Source organism: Antricoccus suffuscus (assembly GCF_003003235.1).
Taxonomy (GTDB): Bacteria; Actinomycetota; Actinomycetes; order Mycobacteriales; family Antricoccaceae; genus Antricoccus; species Antricoccus suffuscus.
The window spans coordinates 33,452-51,799 of the sequence record NZ_PVUE01000025.1 but is presented as its reverse complement, the minus strand read 5'-3'; the positions used below and the strand labels follow the sequence as shown (position 1 = coordinate 51,799).

Below are 18,348 nucleotides of genomic sequence, written 5' to 3'. Positions count from 1 at the left end.
CTTGAGCACCTCGCCACCGAAATCATCGACCGCCTCGACCCCGACGGTGACGAACCCCGCGACGAGCAACGCGCCCGGCAACGCGCCCTGCACCTGCACGACTCCGGCGCCGTGACCGGGCAGGTCACCGCGGAACTGCTCGCGAAACTACGCGCCGTCCTCGACCCGCTCGCCGCGCCGCGACCGGCCGATGCGTCCGGGCGGGACGCCCGCAGCGCGGGGCAACGGATGCACGACGCGTTACTCGCGGCAGTCAACCGACTCCTCGACACCAACCGCAGCAGCAACAGCAGTCACGGCGGTAGCGATGGTGCTGGCACCGGCAACGCTGGCAGCAACGGCAACGGCGGCAGCACCAACAGCGACCGTGACGGCGGCACCGGCGGCAGCAACGGAAACGGCAGCACCAGCAACGGCGGCAGTAGCGGTGGTGCGCCGAGTGGCCGCGGCGGGACCCGCGGGACCGTGATCACCACCATCCGCCTCGAGGACCTCAAGGCCGGCTGCGGATACGCCACCAGCACGCATGGTGTCCGCGTCCCGGTGCGGGACCTACTCGCCGAAGCGGCGCACCTGCGGTTCCTGCCCGCGGTCCTGGACTCGAACGGTGTCGTGCTGTACCTCGGCCGGGCGCAACGGCTCGCGACCGCGAGCCAATACATCGCGCTGGTCGCGCGGGACGGCGGCTGCACCTTCCCCGGATGCCACACGCCACCGGAATGGTGCCAAATCCACCACGTCACCGCGTGGCGAGACGGCGGCCCGACCGACATCGACGACCTGACTCTCGCGTGTGGGTATCACCACCGTGAATACGAGGACCGCGGCTGGGAATCAGTCATGATCAGCGGACTACCGCACTGGCGCCCGCCGGCGTGGATCGACCCCGACCGCGTACCGGTCCTGCATCACCGCATCACCCTCAACAACAGACGCGAATAGACCCGCCACCGGCGTGGATCGACCCCGACCGCGTCCCGGTCCTGCATCACCGCATCACCCTCAACAACAGACGCGAATAGACCCGCCACCGGCAACGGAACTAGCGAGTACGAGAGTCCTCGATCCACCATGAGCGGTCGCTCTTGACCGTCAGCGGGTGTTGCGCTTGATACTCCAGTAGCCGACGACATCAGCGCAGCCGTTCGGCACTCGTCGTTGGCGGCGTACATAGCTGCGGACGTCGCGAGTTGCGCCGGCCTCGGCGCTCATCCAGACGTACGGCGTGCCCGGGTGCCATTCCAAAGCCTCGACGTACGGTGCGAGCTGGCTCGGCGCACTGCCGTGCTCGGGATGGACTAGCCAGTGCACGTCGACCTCCGCCGACGTCTGCACCACCTGCTGGTCTGCCACCGACTGGACCTCGAACACCGCGACGACCGTCTTGCCCGCGGGCATTTCTTCCAGTATCCGCAGCGCTGAGGGCAACCCGGTCATGTCCGCGACGATCAATTCCCAGTCGGTGGGTACGTCGGCGCCGTAGCGACCGTCGGCGCCGCTGACCGCGATCCGGTCGCCGGGCACCGCGGTCCGAGCCCACGCCGTGGCGACGCCGCCGTCGTGGTCGACGATGTCAACGGTCAACTCGGACAGGGCGGGATCGAACCGGCGTACCGAATACCAGCGGCCTTCGCGCGGTACGTCGTCCGGAAACGACCACCCCTTTCCTTGGCTGACTGGCAGGACAGCGGGCTCGCCTGCGGCAGTAGGAAAGAACAATCGGATCCATTCGTCGGCGATGCCACACGAGGTGAACTCGGCAAGGCCGGGGCCGCCGAAGACGACTCGCCGCATGTGCGGCGTGATCATCTCGTTGGTCAGAACATCTGCGAAGTATGTGGTCTCGGGTCGCTGCACGTGCGCAGTTTACTTGCACGAGCGATTCGGCACGGCACGGCAGGAGCGGACCGCCTGGCGCAGGTGACTCGGCGCCCTCAGCGCTCATCGATGCGTATTGACAGAAGTCGCACGATCGTGCGAGTCTACGCGGGTAAACAAGACCCCAAGTGATGCGGAGCGACCATTGGCGTCGGTTGGCAAGATGAAAGCGTGGATCAGCCACCTGGCGGGAGGCCCCGAGAGCCTTGCGCTCGAGGAGGTTTCAATTCCCGAGTGCGCGGCCGGCGATGTCCTCATTCGCGTCGAGGCCGTCGGTATCAACTTTCCCGACAGCCTCCTGATCCGCGACCTGTATCAGGTCAAACCGCCCCGCCCGTTTGTCCCCGGCAGTGAGTTCTGCGGTGTCGTCGAAGGCACCGGAAGTGCAGTAACCCGGTTCCGGGTGGGCGACGTTGTGAGCGGCACCTGTGGCTGGGGTGCAATGGCCGAGTACGTCGTCCAGTCACAGGACCGTTGCTTCCGAGTCCCGGACGGATTGCCGCGCGCCGAAGCGGCCACCTTCTTGTTTGCCTACGCGACGGCGTACCACGCACTCCACGATGTGGGCCACTTACGAGCTGGCGAAACACTCGCGGTACTAGGTGCAGCAGGTGGTGTCGGTACCGCCGCGATCGACGTAGCCGCGGCCCTCGGGGCGAACGTGATCGCCTGCGCGTCGAGTCAGTCAAAGCTCGACTTCGCACTGTCGTGCGGGGCGAGCGCAGGGCTCGTGTACGACGCAAACCTGCAGGATGGCGCTCAACAAAGGGGCCTTGCCGGACAACTTAAAGATCTCACTCCGGGTGGCATCAACGTCGTCGTCGACCCGGTTGGTGGGAGCTACACCGAACCCGTCTTGCGCAGCATCGCGCGCGGCGGTCGCCACCTCGTTATCGGCTTTACCGCAGGGATTCCGCGCGTGCCACTGAATATCGCACTGCTGAAGAGTTGCCAAATCCTCGGCGTGGACTGGCGGACGTTCATCCGGCAAGAACCCGACGCAAACGCGGCAAACGTCGAGGCCCTACTAGCAATGTGGCAAGCCGGGCAAATCGAGCCGAAGGTCACCGAGCGGTTCACGTTTGAGGATGCGCCGGCCGCGGTCGCAAGACTCGAGTCGCGGCGAGCTGTCGGAAAAATCGCTGTGAGTATGCGGGCTTGACGCGCCTCACCGCTTAGCACTAATCACCGTGAGAGGACATTAAGCATGGACCTAGAACTAACTGAAGACCAGCTCGACCTACAACGCCGGGCGCGAGAGTTCGTCGACACCGACGTGCTGCCGCACTACCGCAGCTGGCCGGTGACGGTGGCGGAATACAGCCCGGAACTCGTTGCAACATTGAAGGAGCGCCAAAAGGATCTTGGCCTTACCAACCTCATCGTCCCGAAGGAGTACGGCGGTCAGGGACTGGGAGCTATGGAGGACGCGCTCGTCCTTGCCGAGTTTTCAAGGTCCCCTCGTCGTATTCCAGGAACAATATTCGCGCCGTGGCCGGTGATGTACGACGCCGCGGATCCGATAAAGGAGAAATACCTCTATCCGGTGCTAGAAGGCAAGACCGGCTGGTCGATGTGCTTCACCGAACCCGGCGCGGGCTCAGACCTGGCGGGGATCAAGACGACCGCAGTTCGCAAGGGTGACCACTGGGTCATCAACGGACGCAAGATGTGGCGCACCGGGCATCAAGGTGCTTCGTACACCGCGGTGGCGGCGGTCACGGATGCCTCAAAGGGCGCCCGAGGGATCAGCATCTTTCTCGTCGATAACGACACTCCTGGATTCGAGAAGGCGCGTGACATCCCGGTCCTTTCTCGCACGTGGGGGATCGAGGAGGAGGTGGCCCTCGACAATGTTGTGGTGCCGGCCGAAAATCTTCTCGGGGAAGAGGGTGGGGGCTTTCAAATCGCGCAGCATCAGTTCAATAGGTTCCGGCTTCGGCTCGGCGGCCTCGCGCTTGGGATGTCCGAGCGTAGCCAGCAACTGGCTGTGGACTACGCCCGCAGCCGCGAAGTCTTTGGCGGAAAGCTCGGTGACAACCAAGCGATCCAATGGATGCTGACTGATAACCACTACGACATCGAGTCGATTCGTTGGAATACCTACTACGCCGCGTGGATGGTAGATCGTGGAGGATATTCCGCGGCGCGTGTACAGGCATCCATGGTGAAGGCTTACTGCATCGATGCGGGGTTGCGGGTAGTGGACCGTTCTATGCAGGTCCTGGGTGGCCGGGGGTTGGCGATTGAGGACTACCCGTTCGGCGATTTCTACGCCCAGCTCCGCATGTGTAAGCAAATGGAGGGCTCCACGGAGATCATGAAGATCGTGATGGCCCGCGACATCCTCGGTAAGAAGTTCTGAACCGGCATTCGGGTTTCTTTTCGTCGCTCTAAGTCGGCGTGCGGTCTTCGTCTTTCCGCCGGATCGGATCGAGGAGTGCAGGCAGTCCCCGTCGGAGAATCTCGTCGGCCGACGGGTCGACAAGTTGTGCAATAGCGAGTCCGTGCGCCTGCGCGACCAATCGTTCCGCCGTCGCGGGCACGTCGACGTCCTGGAGTTCGCCGCTGGTGATGCCCTCGAAGATGAGGTCCCGGAATCGCCCGACGGCCGAGTGATGTTGTGCGGTGAGCAGGCTGCGAATCTCGTCGTCCTTCTGGGCGTAGGTGACGACGGCCAACCAGAACTGCCACCACGTGCGGCGCTTCTCGGTCCCGAGATCGTAGCGGTGCAGGAGGGCCTGCAGGCTTCGTACGGCGTCTCCGTCTTGAAAGCCAGACGGCCGACGTTGGTAGCCGTAGGTGATTGCTTCTAGCAGCAGCCGCCGCTTGTTCGTGAAGTGGTAGGTGATGGTCCCAACACTGAGACCGGTTGCCGCGGCTAAGGTGCGCATGCTCATGCCGTCGACTCCGCGATCGGCGATCTGTGCGAAAGTCTCAAGTACGACACGGTCTCGCACGTCATCCGCACGTGGTCTAGCCATGTAGATCATGCTAATGGACCGGCGGCGCCCATTCAGTGTTCCGATGCCGAGTCGGCAAGTTCGATGTCTGATTTGACCGTTTGGCGCGTGCTCAACCGTCCGGGGCGGTAGCGATCCGTGCCTGACGCGTCAGTCTGAGCCAACTTCGACATGCGTGCGCGCGCATGCTCGCGTTACTTGGTGTTTGCGCGTTGGATCGTCTCCCAGATCCGTTGTGGATTGGCGGGGATGTCGACGTGGTTGACGCCGAGGTAGCTGAGCGCATCGACGATCGCGTTTTGTACGGCCGGGGTGGCGCCGATCGTGCCGGCCTCGCCGATTCCCTTGGCGCCAAGCGGATTTCGCGGCGTCGGTGTCTCTTGTGTGACGAGGTTGAACGACGGCAGGTCCGCCGCCGTCGGGAACGGGTAGTCCATCAGCGTCGAGGTCATCGGGTTGCCGTATTCGTCGTACACGAACTCTTCATAGAGCGCCTGCGACGCGCCTTGCGCTATACCGCCCATCCGTTGGCCCTCACACAACAGCGGGTTGAGCACTGTGCCCGCGTCATCACACGAGGTGAGGGTGCGCAGCCGGACGTCGGCGAGCTCGGTGTCGACCTCGACCACGGCAATGTGCGCGCCGAAGGGAAATGTCTGACCTTCGCCGTTCCATACCCGGTACGCCGACAGCGGTTCGTCTTCGGCCAATTTTGCCAGCGCGACGCTGGCACCAGGCGCGCCCTTGACGACCACGGCCTGGGTGCGCGCGTCCATCTGCAGGTCCGAGACGTCCGCCTCGAGAACCAGGGCGGCGCGTTTTTTCGCCTCCTCGACCAGGTCGCCGGTCGCGGCCATGACGGCCACGCCACCGAGCTGCAGCGAGCGTGAACCTCCGGTGCCACCGCCGTTGGGGATCAGGTCGGTGTCGCCATGCAGCACCGTGATCTTGTCGATGTCGATACCGAGCTGGTCGGACACGAGCATCGCCCACGAGGTCGCGTGACCCTGCCCGTGCGGCGATGTGCCGGTGAGCACCGTGACGGTGCCGTCCGGGTGGACCTCGACGGTCGCGTTTTCGCGGTCGCCGCCGAAGGTGACCTCGACGTACGTCGAGATACCGATCCCGATCTGCACGGTGTCGCCGCGCTCCCGGCGTAGCTTCTGCTCGGCCCGCAGGGCGTCGTACCCGGCAGCTTCGAGGGCCATCGTGAGTGCGCCGTCGTAGTTGCCGTTGTCGTAGTTGGCCCCGCCGTGGGTCTGGAAGGGGAACTGCTCGGGTTTGATGAAGTTGCGCCGGCGTACGTCCGCGGGATCCATGCCGATCTCCTGCGCAAACAGGTCGACGGCACGCTCGATCGCGGCTGCGGCCTCGGGCCTACCGGCGCCGCGGTACGCCGCGATGGACGTCGTGTTGGTGACGACCGACGTCGAGCGGGACTCGACCCGCGGAATGTCGTACACGCCGGGCGCCATCAGCCGGGTCATGGTTGGCAGCATCGCGCCGGAGCGTGGATATGCGCCGGAGTCCTGCAGGATGTCGATCCGGTAGGCCTCGATCTTGCCGTCCTTGGACCCGCCGATGGTGAGGGTCTGGATCTGGCCGCGGCCGTGGGTCATGCCGATCATGTTTTCCGAGCGATACTCGGTCCACCGCACTGGGCGACCGGCCTTGCGTGACGCAGCGGCGATGATGCCGTACTCGACGTCCGCCCCCGCTTTCGCGCCGAACGCTCCACCCACGTCGGGCGTGATTACCCGTACGACATCCTTTTCCAAGCCGAGCTGCAGCGCGATCTCGCGCTTGGCGTTCTGCGCGCCCTGGTTGCTCAGCCAGATCGTCAGCCGACCGTCGTCCCCCCAGCAGCAGGCGCCCGCGCGGGCTTCCAACGGTACGACGGCAAGCCGCGGGTTGAGGACCTCTTGAGTGACGACGACTTCGCAACCGTCGAAGAGGTTCTCGTCGGGTTCGTTTTCGAAGCCGTGTTGCACCGTGACGTTGGTGCCCACGTCGGGATAGAGCAGCACCTGGTCCTTGAGTGCTTCGCGCGGATCGGTGACCGCGTCGAGGAAGTCGTAGTCGACCTCGACCCGCTCGGCCGCGTCCGCCGCCTGCGTGGCGGTTTCGGCCAGCACGATCGCGACCGGCTCGCCGGCGAACCGCACCGTGTCGGTCGCCAGCGGTTGCCGGTTCATCTTCGTCTCGGTGGGCCGCATCGTCGGCGGGCTGGGCAGCATTAGCAGGTCATCAGCCGTATAGATTGCAACGACGCCGGGCATCTGCGCGGCGTCGTCGGTGTCGATGCTGAGAATAGTGCCGTGCGCGACGTCCGAGCGCACAAAGTGCGCGAACAGGGCGCCGGCGAGCCGGTCGTCCTTCAGGTCTGCGGTGTAGATGGATTGTCCGGTCAAGAAGCGGGGGTCTTCGGTCCGAAGGACGCGGGTACCAAGAATGCTCACTGATGCAGTCTTTATCAGATGAGCGGCGTACTCAACCCCGAATATTTTGTGCTCAGGTGAGTTGTGGCAGGCGCGGTGGGTGTCTCACTCCCGTTGCGCGTGTTGGCCGAGCGGCTGAGCGAAATTTCCGGCATGCTCAACTGGTGACCACTTCGCCGCCTCCAGACCCTTCGGAGGAGTCTGTCGACGTACCTGACCGAGACGCTTCACGGGAGTACAGCGGGCTGGAAGTCGACGGCCACCTTGTGAAGTCGGTCGGGGACATCCCCGATGAGACGGGCAGCGTCGATACCAAAGATGCTGCGGAATTCTGGCGGGAGGCGGGAGAGCAGCCCGAGCGCGGCGCCGATGGACGGGTCCATCACCGAGTTCGCAAAGTATTGCTGCGGACGTTGTCCAAGACGTGGGACGACTCCCTTTTCGGAATGAGTTCGCAGGCCGCGTTTTGGTGTGCACTGTCAACGGCGCCGCTGTTGTTGGCGCTGCTCGGTCTGGTCGGGCCGTTTGCGCGGCTGTTCGGTCCCGGGACCCTGAACCAGATCGACCATCAGATCGACAAATTCCTGCACAGCGTCTTCAACGAGGAGGTCGCGTCCAACCTCCTCGGCGACACCGTGTCGACGATCCTGCGGCACAACCAAAGTGGCGCTATTTCGGTCGGGCTGGTCATTAGCTTCTGGGCCGGGTCTTCGGCGATGGCGGCATTCGTCGAATCGATCACGGTTGCCTACGGCCAGCACGAGGTGCGCCACCCGATCAAGGAGCGATTCTTCGCGCTCGGCCTGTATCTCATCGCGTTGTTCTCCGGGATCTTGCTGCTGCCGATCCTGGCGATCGGCCCGTCGTACCTGCCGAACCTTTTCCCGACTTCGTGGCGCGACGACGTGGCGACCATTGTCGGGTTCTCGTACTATCCGGTGCTCGCGATTGTGATCATCCTGCTGATGACGACGTTCTACAAAGTCGCGCCCAAATTCCGACATCCGTGGCTGCGCGGGCTTCCCGGTGCGCTGCTCGCCGCCGCGATTTTCCTCGTGGCGAGCATCGGGCTGCGCATCTACCTCAGCTACGTCTATTCCCACGGGTTGACGTACGGCGCGCTCGCGACCCCGATCACTTTCCTGCTGTTCTACTATTTCGCATCGATGGCCATCATTATCGGCGCGCAGTTCAACAACGCTCTCCTCGAGCACTACCCGGTGAAATCGAAGAAGTCGAGATCTACCGACGCCGCTTAGTGTTCGAGTCGGAATGCGCCACGGACGCAAGCGTGCGACGCAGTTAGTTGACGCAGCCGGTGTTGGCCGCGGTCGTCGCCTGAGTCGGTGGGGCCGCGCTGCCGGAGCCCGCTGCCGTCGTCGGCGCCGCGCTCCCGGACGCGGACGGCGCGGCGGCGGACGACGTACTGCTGGGCGCGGGCGCGGTGGTGGCCGCGGATAGGCCCTGGAAGAACGAATACATCTCGCTCTGTCCCACTGGCATGACGACGTCACCGACTCCTGGCTTGGTGACGAATGGCTGTGCCGCGAGCGGGATCGTCTGGAACTTCACGTTGCCCGCGGCGATGTCGCGCATCTGCGCGGCAAGGTCCAAAGGATTGAGGCCCTTGTCGTAGTTGATGGTCCCGGCAAGCGCGTCGATGAGGTTGTTGAGCTTGGAGATGTTCAGTACGTCGAGCAGATTCTGACCCAGCAGTTTTCGGATGGTTGCGCCAAAGAAGTATTGCTGACGCTTGACCCGGTCGAGGTCGCCGTTAGGAAGTCCGTGCCGCTGACGGACGAAGCTGAGTGCCTCCTTGCCCATGAGCAGGTGCTTGCCTGCCGACAGGTCGATCCCGCTGTAGCTGTCCTTCGCGGCTTGGCACAGATTGACCTCGACCCCGCCAAGCTGATTGGTCAGGTTGTAAAAGCCGAGCAGGCTGACGGTGACGACATGGTCGACTTTTACGCCGCTCAGCTGGCTGATCGTGCTGATCAACAGGGCCTGGCCGGCGGCCTGGCGCTGTGCGGGCGTCGAACTCTGCGGCGCGTCGTTATAGCCGTCGGCGTACGCCGAGTTGATCTTGCTCTTGCCGTAGCCAGGAATCGACACATACGAGTCGCGCGGGAACGACACGACAGAGGCAGCGGTTCCGTTGGCGGGCACGTGGATGAGCATCAGCGTGTCGGTGTTGTTGCCAGGATTCGCTTGTGTGCTGAGTTCGGCAAGCTGCGCCTGCGTATAGCCGTCCCGGCTGTCGTCACCGATGACCAGGATGTTCATATCCGCGCCGTTGACGCCCTTGGCGTCCTTGTTGCCTGCGACATCCGAAGTCCCGGGCAGGGTCCCGGCGTGCGCGTTGAATCGGTTAATCGAGCTGTGCACAAAACCCGCGCCAACGAGGAGGGCCACCGAGATGACGGTGGCAAGCGTGCGCGCGACGAGTACGGCGTACCGTTTGCGTTTGTTGCGGTCGGCTCGTGAACGAGCCCGATTGCCGGTGTTCGCTCGGGGCCGCACGGCCGGACGGCGCCGCGGGTCGAGCTCGGGCGGAAGTGTGGGTTCGGGCATCGAGTCTGGTTACCTATCTGCGCATGTCATGTAGGCACAACATTAGTGCGCCCGGTGTTCAGGTCAGGTTCGGAGAATCGGGCAAGTGCCAGCGCGCCGACGATCGCAAGAACGAAACCCGCGGCGGCGGCGGCCGCGAAACCGGACCGTGCCGCGTCACCGAGGAAGGCCAGGCCGATGGCCGACGGGATTAGCACTTCGGTGCCAAACGTCAGCGCGGTGACGGAGGTGACGGATCCGCGCTGCAAGGCCATCGCAAACATTACGGTCGCGAGGATTCCATGCACCACGATTACCCACAATGCCGGCGCGGCCAGCAGGTGCCACAACGGTGCGGACATCGACAGCGTTCGGGCGGCGATGGCCACGATACTGAAACTCAGTCCGCCGGCAACAGCCAGAATGACTCCCGCGCGTCGGTCCGCGGCGCGCACCCCGATTCCGGCGAGCGCGACCACCGGAATCGCTGCCGCCAGCATCACCCAGTTCCAGTGACCAGCCAGCGGCGACGACGGCGCGGGTGCCGCCGCGAGCGCGAGCAGAATCAGGCCGACGGCCAGGGCGCCCAATGCGAGCCACTCCGCTCGCCGGATCCGTGATCCCAAGAAGGCCGCGATGAGGGCGGTGATCGCAACGCTCGACGCGAGCGCCGACTGCACAAGGAAAATGGGCAGGTGTTGCAGGGCAATAAGCGCAGCGACGGCGCCAACGAGGTCGAGCGCGATGCCCGCGACGTACATCGGGTGGCCAATGAGCCTGACGATCCGACCCGCGTGAATTGTCGACAGCGCGGCTGAGCGTTTGGCGCTGATGGACTGCAGGATCGAGGCGACGCCCATTGCGACGGCGCCGCCGAATGCGCACAGCAGGCCAATGATCATGGTCTGTGCGTCCGGCTTACGTCGAAGTCGCTCGCCTCAATCTGGTCAGTCACAATTCTCATGGTCCGGCATAATTCTGAGCGTTGCCTGAGAATATTGCTGGCGTACGACGGTGTCGCTCTAGCGAGCCGCGCGCGGGGCGGTCAGATCGTAGACGTTGATCCCATCGATTCGGACCCCCTTGTAGTTCGTCCGCACCCACGCCTGGATCTGTGAGGCCGGACCCGCGGCGCGCGAGACTTTGCCTGGATATTCGAGGTAGTAATGCACCGCGTGTTCGCTCACCAAATTCGCGAACTGGCGCAAGGTCGGCGCGGGGTCGTGTCCGTAGAAACCGCCGATCGACATCACGGGCAGTTTCGTGGCCAGCTGGCAGCCCTCGGGGATGCGCACGCGGCTCGCCGCCGCGACCCACTGGAACTGAGAGCTGTTCTTGCTGAGCATCGGGGCGAGTGCGGCGCAGTCGAAGTTATTGGTCACGTCGCGGCCCGTGCCGTTGGGACCGGCCGACACCGACGATCCGACGTGGCCGGAGTTCGCGGTCGATATCGAGAAGGCCGTGGGCCCGGCAAGGCAGGTCACGATCGTCGCGATCGCGAGGAGTTTGGGGGCACGATGCGTGTACGTCGGCGGCATCTGCATCAGAAGTGGTGCCGCCCAGCCGATCACGCAGGCCAAACCGAGCACCAGGATGGACCACATGAGCCACGGCAAGAATCCCTGGTTGACCAGAAAAGCCGCGACCGCGCACGCCGTGGTCAGGCCGATGGTCACGATGATCGCGAAGACGATGCCTGGTCGATGGCGCTGTTTCCAGAGGATCGTGGCGCCGATCCCGAACAGCGCGGCGACGGCCGGCGCCAGTTCGATCGCGTAGTACGTATGGAAGATTCCCGACATGCCGGAGAACACGACGACGCAGGTGATCAACCACGTCCCCCACAAGATCAGGCCACCTCGCGTCCGATCGGTGCGGCCTGCCTTACGAGTCAACCAAAGTCCCACTGCGAGCGAGACGACGGCGGCTATGAGCAACCATGAGGCATCGACGAGCATCCGCGAACCGAACATCCGCAGCACACTGCCCGAACCGCCCGCGACCTGCTTGCCGCCGGCGACCTCGTTCCCGGTGAGTCTGCCGAGCCCGTTGTAGCCGATCGTCAGGTCCCAGATGCTGTTGGTGGCGGTGCTCCCGATCCACGGCCGGTTAGCCGGTGACGTCAGCCCGACGGCCGCCAGCCAGCTCCCGGCAACCACGACCATGGACGCTGCGGCGCGGAACAGTTGCAGGACTCGCGCCTTCAGCGAGATGGGCGCGGCGATTAAATAGGTCAACGCGAACGCCGGTACGACGAGGAATGCCTGGAGGAGCTTGGTCAGAAATGCAAGGCCAATGAGTGCTCCGATGAGATAGACCCATCGCCGTTTTGTGGAGTCGATCGCCCGCACAGTTGCGTACGCCGCAGCGACGACGAGCAGTGTCAATAACGCATCGGGATTGTTGAACCGAAACATCAGGGTCGCGACCGGCGTGACCGCCAACGTCGTGGCGGCGATGATCCCGGCGACCGGACCGTTCCAGCGACGCACCGTGAAGAACAGCAGAGCGACGGTGGCCACACCCATCAGTGCTTGGGGAACGAGAATTGCCCAGCTGCTCAGGCCGAAAACCCGCACGGACAATGCCATGAACCACAGGGCCGCCGGCGGCTTGTCGACGGTGATCAGATTGCCGCCGTCGAGCGAACCGAAGAAGAATGCCTTCCAGGACGTCGATCCGGCCTGCGCGGCGGCGGCATAGTAGGAGTTGGCGTACCCGGAGACGTCGAGCCGGTAAAGATACAGCACCGCGGTGAGCACCAGCAGCGCAATGAGCGATGGGGTGACCCAACGCGGCGCGGGCCCGGTCACGGGCGGCGCCGATAGGGTCGGCCCAGTCCCGCCCGGCGCCCGAGATCGGGTCGGGTCGGAGCGGTCTCGCGGAGGTGCAAGCAAATCTGCCACACCGCTAATCCTCCGCAGGTCCACTGAGGAGATGCTGAGCGAATGCGGCTACTCGCTGGGAAAGACCAACGCCTCACCGTCGACGGCGGCGTACACGATGGACCTCACTGCCGGCACGTCGTGGCCGGGCGTTAGGGCGTGCACAACGTGATCGGAGTCTGTCAGTCGCAGCCGGACGTCGGCGTCGTGGCCGTAGTACGCCACCTCGATGACCTCGGCGCGGACGGCGTTTGCGCTGTTAGCTGAGTGAAGTTTTACCTGTACAGGGCGGATCAGGATGTCGCGTGCGGGATGATCCGGTACGTCGCCGGCGACAGGGATGCGGCCGAGCGGGCATTCGGCTACGCCGCTGACGATCTTGGCGCGTAGCGCTATGGCGTCCCCGACGAAACGGCCTACCGCGACGTCGTGCGGGCGGGTGTAGATACCTTCTGGCGAGTCCACCTGCACGAGCCGGCCGCCGCGCATGACCGCGACCTGTGTCGCCATCGACAGCGCCTCGTCCTGATCGTGCGTGACGAGGACCGCGGTCGAGCCGGATTCGCGCAGTGCCCGGGCCACGGCGCGCCGAGTTTGGTTGCGTAGCCCGGCATCTAACGATGAAAACGGTTCGTCGAGTAGCACCAAGGATGGCGACGGCGCCAGTGCCCGTGCGAGGGCGACGCGCTGCTGCTGGCCGCCGGACAACTGATGCGGAAACCGCTTGCCGACCTCAGGAGCAAGTCCGACGAGCTCAAGCAGTTCCTCGACACGGTGCCGTCCGCGGCGCTGGCGCAGTGGCAGCCCAAAGGTGATGTTGGCGGCGGCGTTCACGTGCGGAAACAGTGCCCCTTCCTGCGGTACGTAGCCAACACGGCGGCGCTGCGGTGGTACGACGCCGCGCGGTCCGGCGACCATCGTCGAGCCGATCGAGATCGTGCCCGCGTCGGGCTCGTCGAATCCCGCGATCAGCCTGAGCAGCGTGGTCTTTCCGCACCCGGATGGACCGAGGATCGCGGTGAGCTCGCCTTCGGGCGCGTGCAAGTCGACGCCATGCAGCACCTGAGTCGTGCCGAATGACTTGGTGATGCCCTCGATGTCTAGCGGTGTCATTCGATGAGTCCTGAACGGGCGTGACGGGTGAGCAAAAACGTCGCAGGCGCGGAGATCAGGATCATGACGGCGGCGTACGGCGCGGCTGCCCCGTACGCGATGCTGTCGCTGAAGCTCCAGAACTGCGTCGCCAGAGTACGCGTCCCGATCGGAGCCAGCAGCAGGGTCGCGGTCAGTTCGGTCACTGCCGCAAGGAATACCAACGCGGCGCCGGCGCCGATCCCCGGAGCGATCAGGGGCAGCGTGACTCGGCGAAACGTCCCCAAACGGCTGAGCCCCAGGGAGTGCGCCACGTCATCGAGCACCGGAGGCGCCTGGCCGAGCGCAGAGCGCATGTTGACCATCGCGCGGGGCAAGAACAGGATGATGTAGGCGATGATGACCACAAGCGCGGACTGATATACCGCTGGAGCGACACGGATGGTGATCGTGACCAGCGCAAGCGCAACGACAATCCCGGGTAGCGCGTTGCCGAAGTAGGTGCTGCGCTCCAGCACGGTGCTGAGCTTGCCGGGGTGCCGGACACACAGCCATGCAACAGGAGTGGCGAATACGACGGCAACCGCGGCCGCCGCGGCGGCGTACCCGACGGAGGTCATCGTTGTCGTGATGAGTAGGGAGGTGTCAACATGCGTGGATGCGCCGACCGACAACCAGTAGATGAGACTCCCGACCGGTACGCCGACGCCGACCGCGACGATGGCGAATACATAAAGGGTGCTGGGTATGCGGAGCCGACCCAGCCGTGCGCGTACCGCGGGCCGGGCCGACCCGCGGCCGACCCGCGCATAGCGTGCGCGGCCGCGGAGCCGCAGTTCGCCGAGCACGAGGAGCAGACCGCACAGCACGAGTACGCCGGCGATCATGTTGGCGGCCGGACCGTTGAACGTCGACTGGTATTGGTCATAGATCGCGGTCGTGAAGGTCGGGAACTGAACCATCTGCAGTGCACCGAACTCGGCCAGCAGATGTAGGCCGACGAGGAGGCAGCCGCCGAATACGGCCGGCCGCAGCTGGGGCACGACGACCCGCAGGAAGGTGCGCCACCGGCTCAGCCCGAGAGCCGCAGCGGTCTCCTCGAGCGCCGGGTCGAGACCGCGCAATGCCGCGACGGCGGGAAGATAGACCAGCGGGTAGTACGACAGGGTGACGACGAGCAGTGCCCCAGAATAGCCATTGGCGCCGGGCAGGACCGAGATCCAGGCGTAGCTGTTGACAAACGCCGGGATCGCCAGCGGCGCGGCCAGCAGGATGTGCAAGGTACGCCGAAACGGCAGGTTGCTGCGTTCGACCAGCCAAGCGGCGCTGACCCCGAGCACAATCGATAACGTCATGGCGCCGACCGTCAACCGGGTGGTGTTCCAGAGCAGCTCGCCGATACGGGGCCGGAAGATCAACTGCGCGGCAGTGCTCGGCCCGATGCTGATCGTGTAGCCGAGGATGAATCCCAGTGGGATGAGAGCAATGGCGGCGACGACGATAGCGGCGGCCACCAGCATCGGTGGGTGTCTACGCCGCCGGCGTACCTTCTGCACGCTGCCGGGGTCTGCCGAGGGTGTCGGCGCGACCGGACGCGTGAGATCCTCGACCGGCGGCGCGGTCGAGGATCTCACGGTTGTGTCGTGCACCATGGACTACAGCAGGCCGGCTTTCTGCATCAGCTCGACGACCTTGGGTCCGTTGAGTTTGGCAACGTCGAGCTTGGGCGGGTCCAGCTCGTTGAGCGGCTTGAGCGCGGGGTTTGACGCCACGCCGCTAGCGATGCTGTATTCCATCGCTGTACTTCCCGCCAGCGCCTTCTGGCCGGCCTTGCTCGTGAGGTATTCGACGAACTTCTGGGCTTCCTTAGGGTGCTTGCTCGACTTCAGTACGCCGGCGCCGGAGACACTGACGAACGCGCCGGGATCCTTGTTTCCCAGAAAGTCCAACTCGGTATTTGCGCTGTTGGCCTTGGATTCGGCCTGGTCTTTGTACCAGTAGTAGTGGTAGATGACCCCGGCCTCGATCTCGCCGGCGTTGACGGCCTTCATCACCGCGCCGTTGCCTTGGTAGATCTTCGCGTTGGTCTTGAGTCCAGTCAGCCACTTCTCGGTTGCAGCGGTCCCCTTCTCGGCGAGGACGGCACTCACGATGGCCTGGAAGTCCGCGCCACCGGCCGCGACGCCGAACTTGCCTTGCCACTCGGGTTTGCTCAGGTCCATGATCGAGGTTGGCAGTTGATCCTTGGTGAGTTTGTCCTTGTTATAGACGACCACGGTGGCGCGCGCTGCGAAGCCGGTCCATTTCTTGCTCGACGGGACGAACTGTGACGGCACGTTCGCGAGGGTCGCCTTGTCGACCGGCGCGAATAGGCCCTTACTGTCAACAAGCGTCATCGCGGGCGAGTTCTCGGTGACAAAAACGTCCGCCGGCGACGCGGCGCCTTCCTGAACGAGTTGGTTGGCCAACTCGAAGTCTTTGCCGTTCTTCATCGTGACCTTTATGCCGGTCTCCTTGGTGAACCCGTCGACCAGCGTTTGCATAAGATCTTCGTGCTGCGCGTTGTAGAGGACCAGTTCGGCAGACGTGTCCAGAGCAGCAGAAGACGAAGTCGACGACTCGTCGGATCCTGACGCGCTGCTACACGCAGACGCGAGGAAGGCGAGCGAGACGACGGCTGCCAGCAGCACGAGAGGTCTTGATCTGGTCATAGTATTTGTGGTCCAATCGCGGGTCGCTTATTTCGGTAAGGCTTACCAAACCGAAAGAAACGCTACTACACATTTGGGCCGCCCAATACGGGGTGTGACGGAAAAAGGGTTACGCCGCGGCGAGCAACTCGTCGATCGTGGCAAAGCGGTAGCCGCGTCGCTTCAGCTCTCGGATCACAATGCGGACCGCTTGCACGGTGTGCGCGCGATTTCCGCCACGTCCGTCGAAGCCGTCATGAAAGATCAGCACGGCGCCGGGGCGCGCCTTAGCCAGCGCGCGGCGGGCAATCGCGGCTGCCGGAGGCTGCACCGGCTCGAACGCGTGGCAAAACTCGCCCGAGATCGGTGTCAGCCCGCGTTCGTTGAGCGTTCGAAATAGCGACGGCGTACGCAATAGCCACGGCGGACGGTAGTAGACCGGCGGCGTACCGAGGATCTCGGTGAGCATTGTTTGGGTACGGTCGATTTCGAGCCGCATGGTCGCGTCGTTCCAGCATCTGTGGAACTGATGCGAGTAGCTGTGGTTGCCGATCAAATGGCCAGCCGCGGCAAGCCGCGCGGTGACTTCGGGATGTCGTTCGATGCACCTACCGACCTGGAAGAACGTTGCTCGTACGTCCTCGGTGGCCAAGATGTCCGCGAGACGAGATGTGTGAGGCTCGTTTGGTCCGTCGTCAAATGTCAGCGCGACGACTCGTTCGAGGGTCCGAGCTCGGTAGGGGAACGCGCCGTAAAGCTGCGAGTACGACGACATCGTGGTCCAATAGGCCGCGGTCGCGGTGACGGCGGCGATTGCCGCTCCCGATCGCGCCTTCGGAAGGCGGACACTCATAGCAGAAGTGTCCAGCCGATCCATGCCAGACCAGTGACTACAAGCGCGATTGCGGTCCGACGTCGCCACGTCCAGCTGTCGCCGCGCCGGGGCGAGCGGCGAGGCTCGGTGCGAAACGACGGGGCCATTCCGATCGCCGTACGTCCCAACAGTCGATTGGTCGCATAACCGAGTAGGTAGTAGTAAAAGCAGGTGACGAAGACGTTGTAGAGGAAGCCGCGATCCATCCGTCGTGCAGAGGTAAGTACGGCGTTGCGGTGGTTATAGACGACGGTGCCGTGCTCGTGCAGTTGGCGCAGCAGATCGAGCTCATCGCCGCCTTGTGTGAGGCGTACGTCGTACCCTCTCCACGCGTTACGTCGGAATGCGATGTTGGCCGCCGAGACGTATGCGACCCGTCCGGTGAGTCGGTAGAAGCCCTGTATAAGTCCGAAAAAGGCGCGTTCGTAGACGCGGCCCCACCGTGGCGCGTCGACCCAGTGCGGAGGACCGGCCACGGCGGTCAGGTCCGGCTGTTCGCGGAACGATCGGTCGATGGTTGAGAGCCAATCGGATCGAAATGTCGTGTCCGCATCGGTGGACACGACGATCTCGCCGGTGGCGGCCGCCGTGCCGGCCTGACGCGCGGCACACACTCCCTGCTTAGGCTCGGAAATGACGGTGACCCCGGGGCGGGTGGCGACGGCAGCGGTGGCATCGGTGCTGTTGTTGTCGACCACGATGATCTCGACGTCGCCGGGAAAATCCTGCGCCGCAAGAGAATCGAGGCACGCGCCGAGGAAGTGCTCTTCGTTGTAGGCGGGGACGACCACGCTGAAGCGGGACTGTGTTGTTGCCTGGTCCGCGACCTCAAGCGTCGGAGTCGATGAGCGTACGACGGACCTTGCGACGGTCATGGTGCCCCCTTGTGCAGCGCAATTAACGCAGTGCACTCAGTTAACACGCTGCGACCCGTTCATGGCACTGTTCCGAAGTGGTGCACTCAGGCTGATCTCAGGT

At 64.3% G+C, this 18,348-nt stretch carries 15 protein-coding genes; 4 read left to right on the top strand and 11 right to left on the bottom strand.

The window, feature by feature from the left end:
* Window positions 1-942: HNH endonuclease signature motif containing protein (locus CLV47_RS20140; RefSeq protein WP_146135467.1), on the top strand; the 942-nt coding region annotated here is incomplete at its 5' end.
* Between the two features lie 150 nt (window positions 943-1,092).
* Here CLV47_RS20140 and CLV47_RS20135 read toward each other — a convergent pair.
* On the bottom strand, window positions 1,093-1,857 hold the full coding sequence (locus tag CLV47_RS20135) for a siderophore-interacting protein (protein WP_106350921.1): 765 nt from the start codon (window positions 1,855-1,857) through the stop codon (window positions 1,093-1,095).
* A 184-nt stretch (window positions 1,858-2,041) separates the two neighbouring features.
* Between CLV47_RS20135 and CLV47_RS20130 the strand changes: the two genes are divergently transcribed.
* Together CLV47_RS20130 and CLV47_RS20125 are read left to right on the top strand one after the other, a co-directional pair.
* The gene (locus tag CLV47_RS20130) at window positions 2,042-3,040 is read left to right on the top strand and encodes an NADPH:quinone oxidoreductase family protein (RefSeq protein ID WP_106350920.1); all 999 of its coding nucleotides are present in this window, start codon (window positions 2,042-2,044) and stop codon (window positions 3,038-3,040) included.
* A gap of 45 nt (window positions 3,041-3,085) precedes the next feature.
* Complete coding sequence (locus CLV47_RS20125; RefSeq protein ID WP_106350919.1) at window positions 3,086-4,243, top strand: acyl-CoA dehydrogenase family protein; 1,158 nt, start codon at window positions 3,086-3,088, stop codon at window positions 4,241-4,243.
* Between the two features lie 28 nt (window positions 4,244-4,271).
* Here CLV47_RS20125 and CLV47_RS20120 read toward each other — a convergent pair whose 3' ends face one another.
* Window positions 4,272-4,862, bottom strand: coding sequence for a TetR/AcrR family transcriptional regulator (locus tag CLV47_RS20120; RefSeq protein WP_170111185.1), 591 nt, complete (start codon window positions 4,860-4,862; stop codon window positions 4,272-4,274).
* 173 nt (window positions 4,863-5,035) lie between these two features.
* Window positions 5,036-7,300, bottom strand: a complete 2,265-nt coding sequence (locus CLV47_RS20115; RefSeq protein ID WP_106350917.1) for a xanthine dehydrogenase family protein molybdopterin-binding subunit — start codon at window positions 7,298-7,300, stop codon at window positions 5,036-5,038.
* A gap of 143 nt (window positions 7,301-7,443) precedes the next feature.
* Between CLV47_RS20115 and CLV47_RS20110 the strand changes: the two genes are divergently transcribed.
* Entirely contained in the window at window positions 7,444-8,538 is a 1,095-nt protein-coding gene (locus CLV47_RS20110) for a YihY/virulence factor BrkB family protein (protein WP_202862713.1), read from the top strand.
* A 43-nt stretch (window positions 8,539-8,581) separates the two neighbouring features.
* Here the strand turns inward: CLV47_RS20110 and CLV47_RS20105 are convergent, their stop codons facing one another.
* From CLV47_RS20105 to CLV47_RS20070, 8 genes are all read right to left on the bottom strand, one after another.
* Window positions 8,582-9,850 carry an LCP family protein gene (locus tag CLV47_RS20105; RefSeq protein ID WP_106350915.1) on the bottom strand — a complete coding sequence of 423 codons (1,269 nt, stop codon included), beginning with the start codon at window positions 9,848-9,850 and terminating at the stop codon, window positions 8,582-8,584.
* Between the two features lie 26 nt (window positions 9,851-9,876).
* Window positions 9,877-10,731: a hypothetical protein gene (locus tag CLV47_RS20100; RefSeq protein WP_106350914.1), complete on the bottom strand. Its 855-nt coding sequence runs from the start codon at window positions 10,729-10,731 to the stop codon at window positions 9,877-9,879.
* Between the two features lie 120 nt (window positions 10,732-10,851).
* A complete protein-coding gene (locus CLV47_RS20095) occupies window positions 10,852-12,735 on the bottom strand; it encodes a glycosyltransferase family 39 protein (protein ID WP_146135466.1) in 1,884 nt (627 codons plus the stop codon).
* 48 nt (window positions 12,736-12,783) lie between these two features.
* Window positions 12,784-13,827: an ABC transporter ATP-binding protein gene (locus CLV47_RS20090; protein ID WP_106350912.1), complete on the bottom strand. Its 1,044-nt coding sequence runs from the start codon at window positions 13,825-13,827 to the stop codon at window positions 12,784-12,786.
* Window positions 13,824-15,440, bottom strand: coding sequence for an ABC transporter permease (locus tag CLV47_RS20085; protein ID WP_238145533.1), 1,617 nt, complete (start codon window positions 15,438-15,440; stop codon window positions 13,824-13,826). The genes CLV47_RS20090 and CLV47_RS20085 overlap by 4 nt, the downstream gene beginning before the upstream one ends.
* Before the next feature lie 21 nt (window positions 15,441-15,461).
* Window positions 15,462-16,517, bottom strand: a complete 1,056-nt coding sequence (locus CLV47_RS20080) for an iron ABC transporter substrate-binding protein (protein WP_106350911.1) — start codon at window positions 16,515-16,517, stop codon at window positions 15,462-15,464.
* A 109-nt stretch (window positions 16,518-16,626) separates the two neighbouring features.
* Window positions 16,627-17,349 carry a polysaccharide deacetylase family protein gene (locus CLV47_RS20075; protein WP_202862712.1) on the bottom strand — a complete coding sequence of 241 codons (723 nt, stop codon included), beginning with the start codon at window positions 17,347-17,349 and terminating at the stop codon, window positions 16,627-16,629.
* Window positions 17,346-18,245 carry a glycosyltransferase family A protein gene (locus tag CLV47_RS20070; RefSeq protein WP_106350910.1) on the bottom strand — a complete coding sequence of 300 codons (900 nt, stop codon included), beginning with the start codon at window positions 18,243-18,245 and terminating at the stop codon, window positions 17,346-17,348. The genes CLV47_RS20075 and CLV47_RS20070 overlap by 4 nt, the downstream gene beginning before the upstream one ends.
* Between the last annotated feature and the right edge of the window lie 103 nt (window positions 18,246-18,348).

Bases quoted from the DNA above. Each gene is read 5' to 3' on its own strand.
- CLV47_RS20100 (WP_106350914.1), bottom strand. From the start codon at position 10,731: ATGATCATTGGCCTGCTGTGCGCATTCGGCGGCGCCGTCGCAATGGGC.
- CLV47_RS20125 (WP_106350919.1), top strand. From the start codon at position 3,086: ATGGACCTAGAACTAACTGAAGACCAGCTCGACCTACAACGCCGGGCG.
- CLV47_RS20105 (WP_106350915.1), bottom strand. From the start codon at position 9,850: ATGCCCGAACCCACACTTCCGCCCGAGCTCGACCCGCGGCGCCGTCCG.
- CLV47_RS20075 (WP_202862712.1), bottom strand. From the start codon at position 17,349: ATGAGTGTCCGCCTTCCGAAGGCGCGATCGGGAGCGGCAATCGCCGCC.
- CLV47_RS20130 (WP_106350920.1), top strand. From the start codon at position 2,042: ATGAAAGCGTGGATCAGCCACCTGGCGGGAGGCCCCGAGAGCCTTGCG.
- CLV47_RS20080 (WP_106350911.1), bottom strand. From the start codon at position 16,517: ATGACCAGATCAAGACCTCTCGTGCTGCTGGCAGCCGTCGTCTCGCTC.
- CLV47_RS20090 (WP_106350912.1), bottom strand. From the start codon at position 13,827: ATGACACCGCTAGACATCGAGGGCATCACCAAGTCATTCGGCACGACT.
- CLV47_RS20120 (WP_170111185.1), bottom strand. From the start codon at position 4,862: ATGGCTAGACCACGTGCGGATGACGTGCGAGACCGTGTCGTACTTGAG.
- CLV47_RS20070 (WP_106350910.1), bottom strand. From the start codon at position 18,245: ATGACCGTCGCAAGGTCCGTCGTACGCTCATCGACTCCGACGCTTGAG.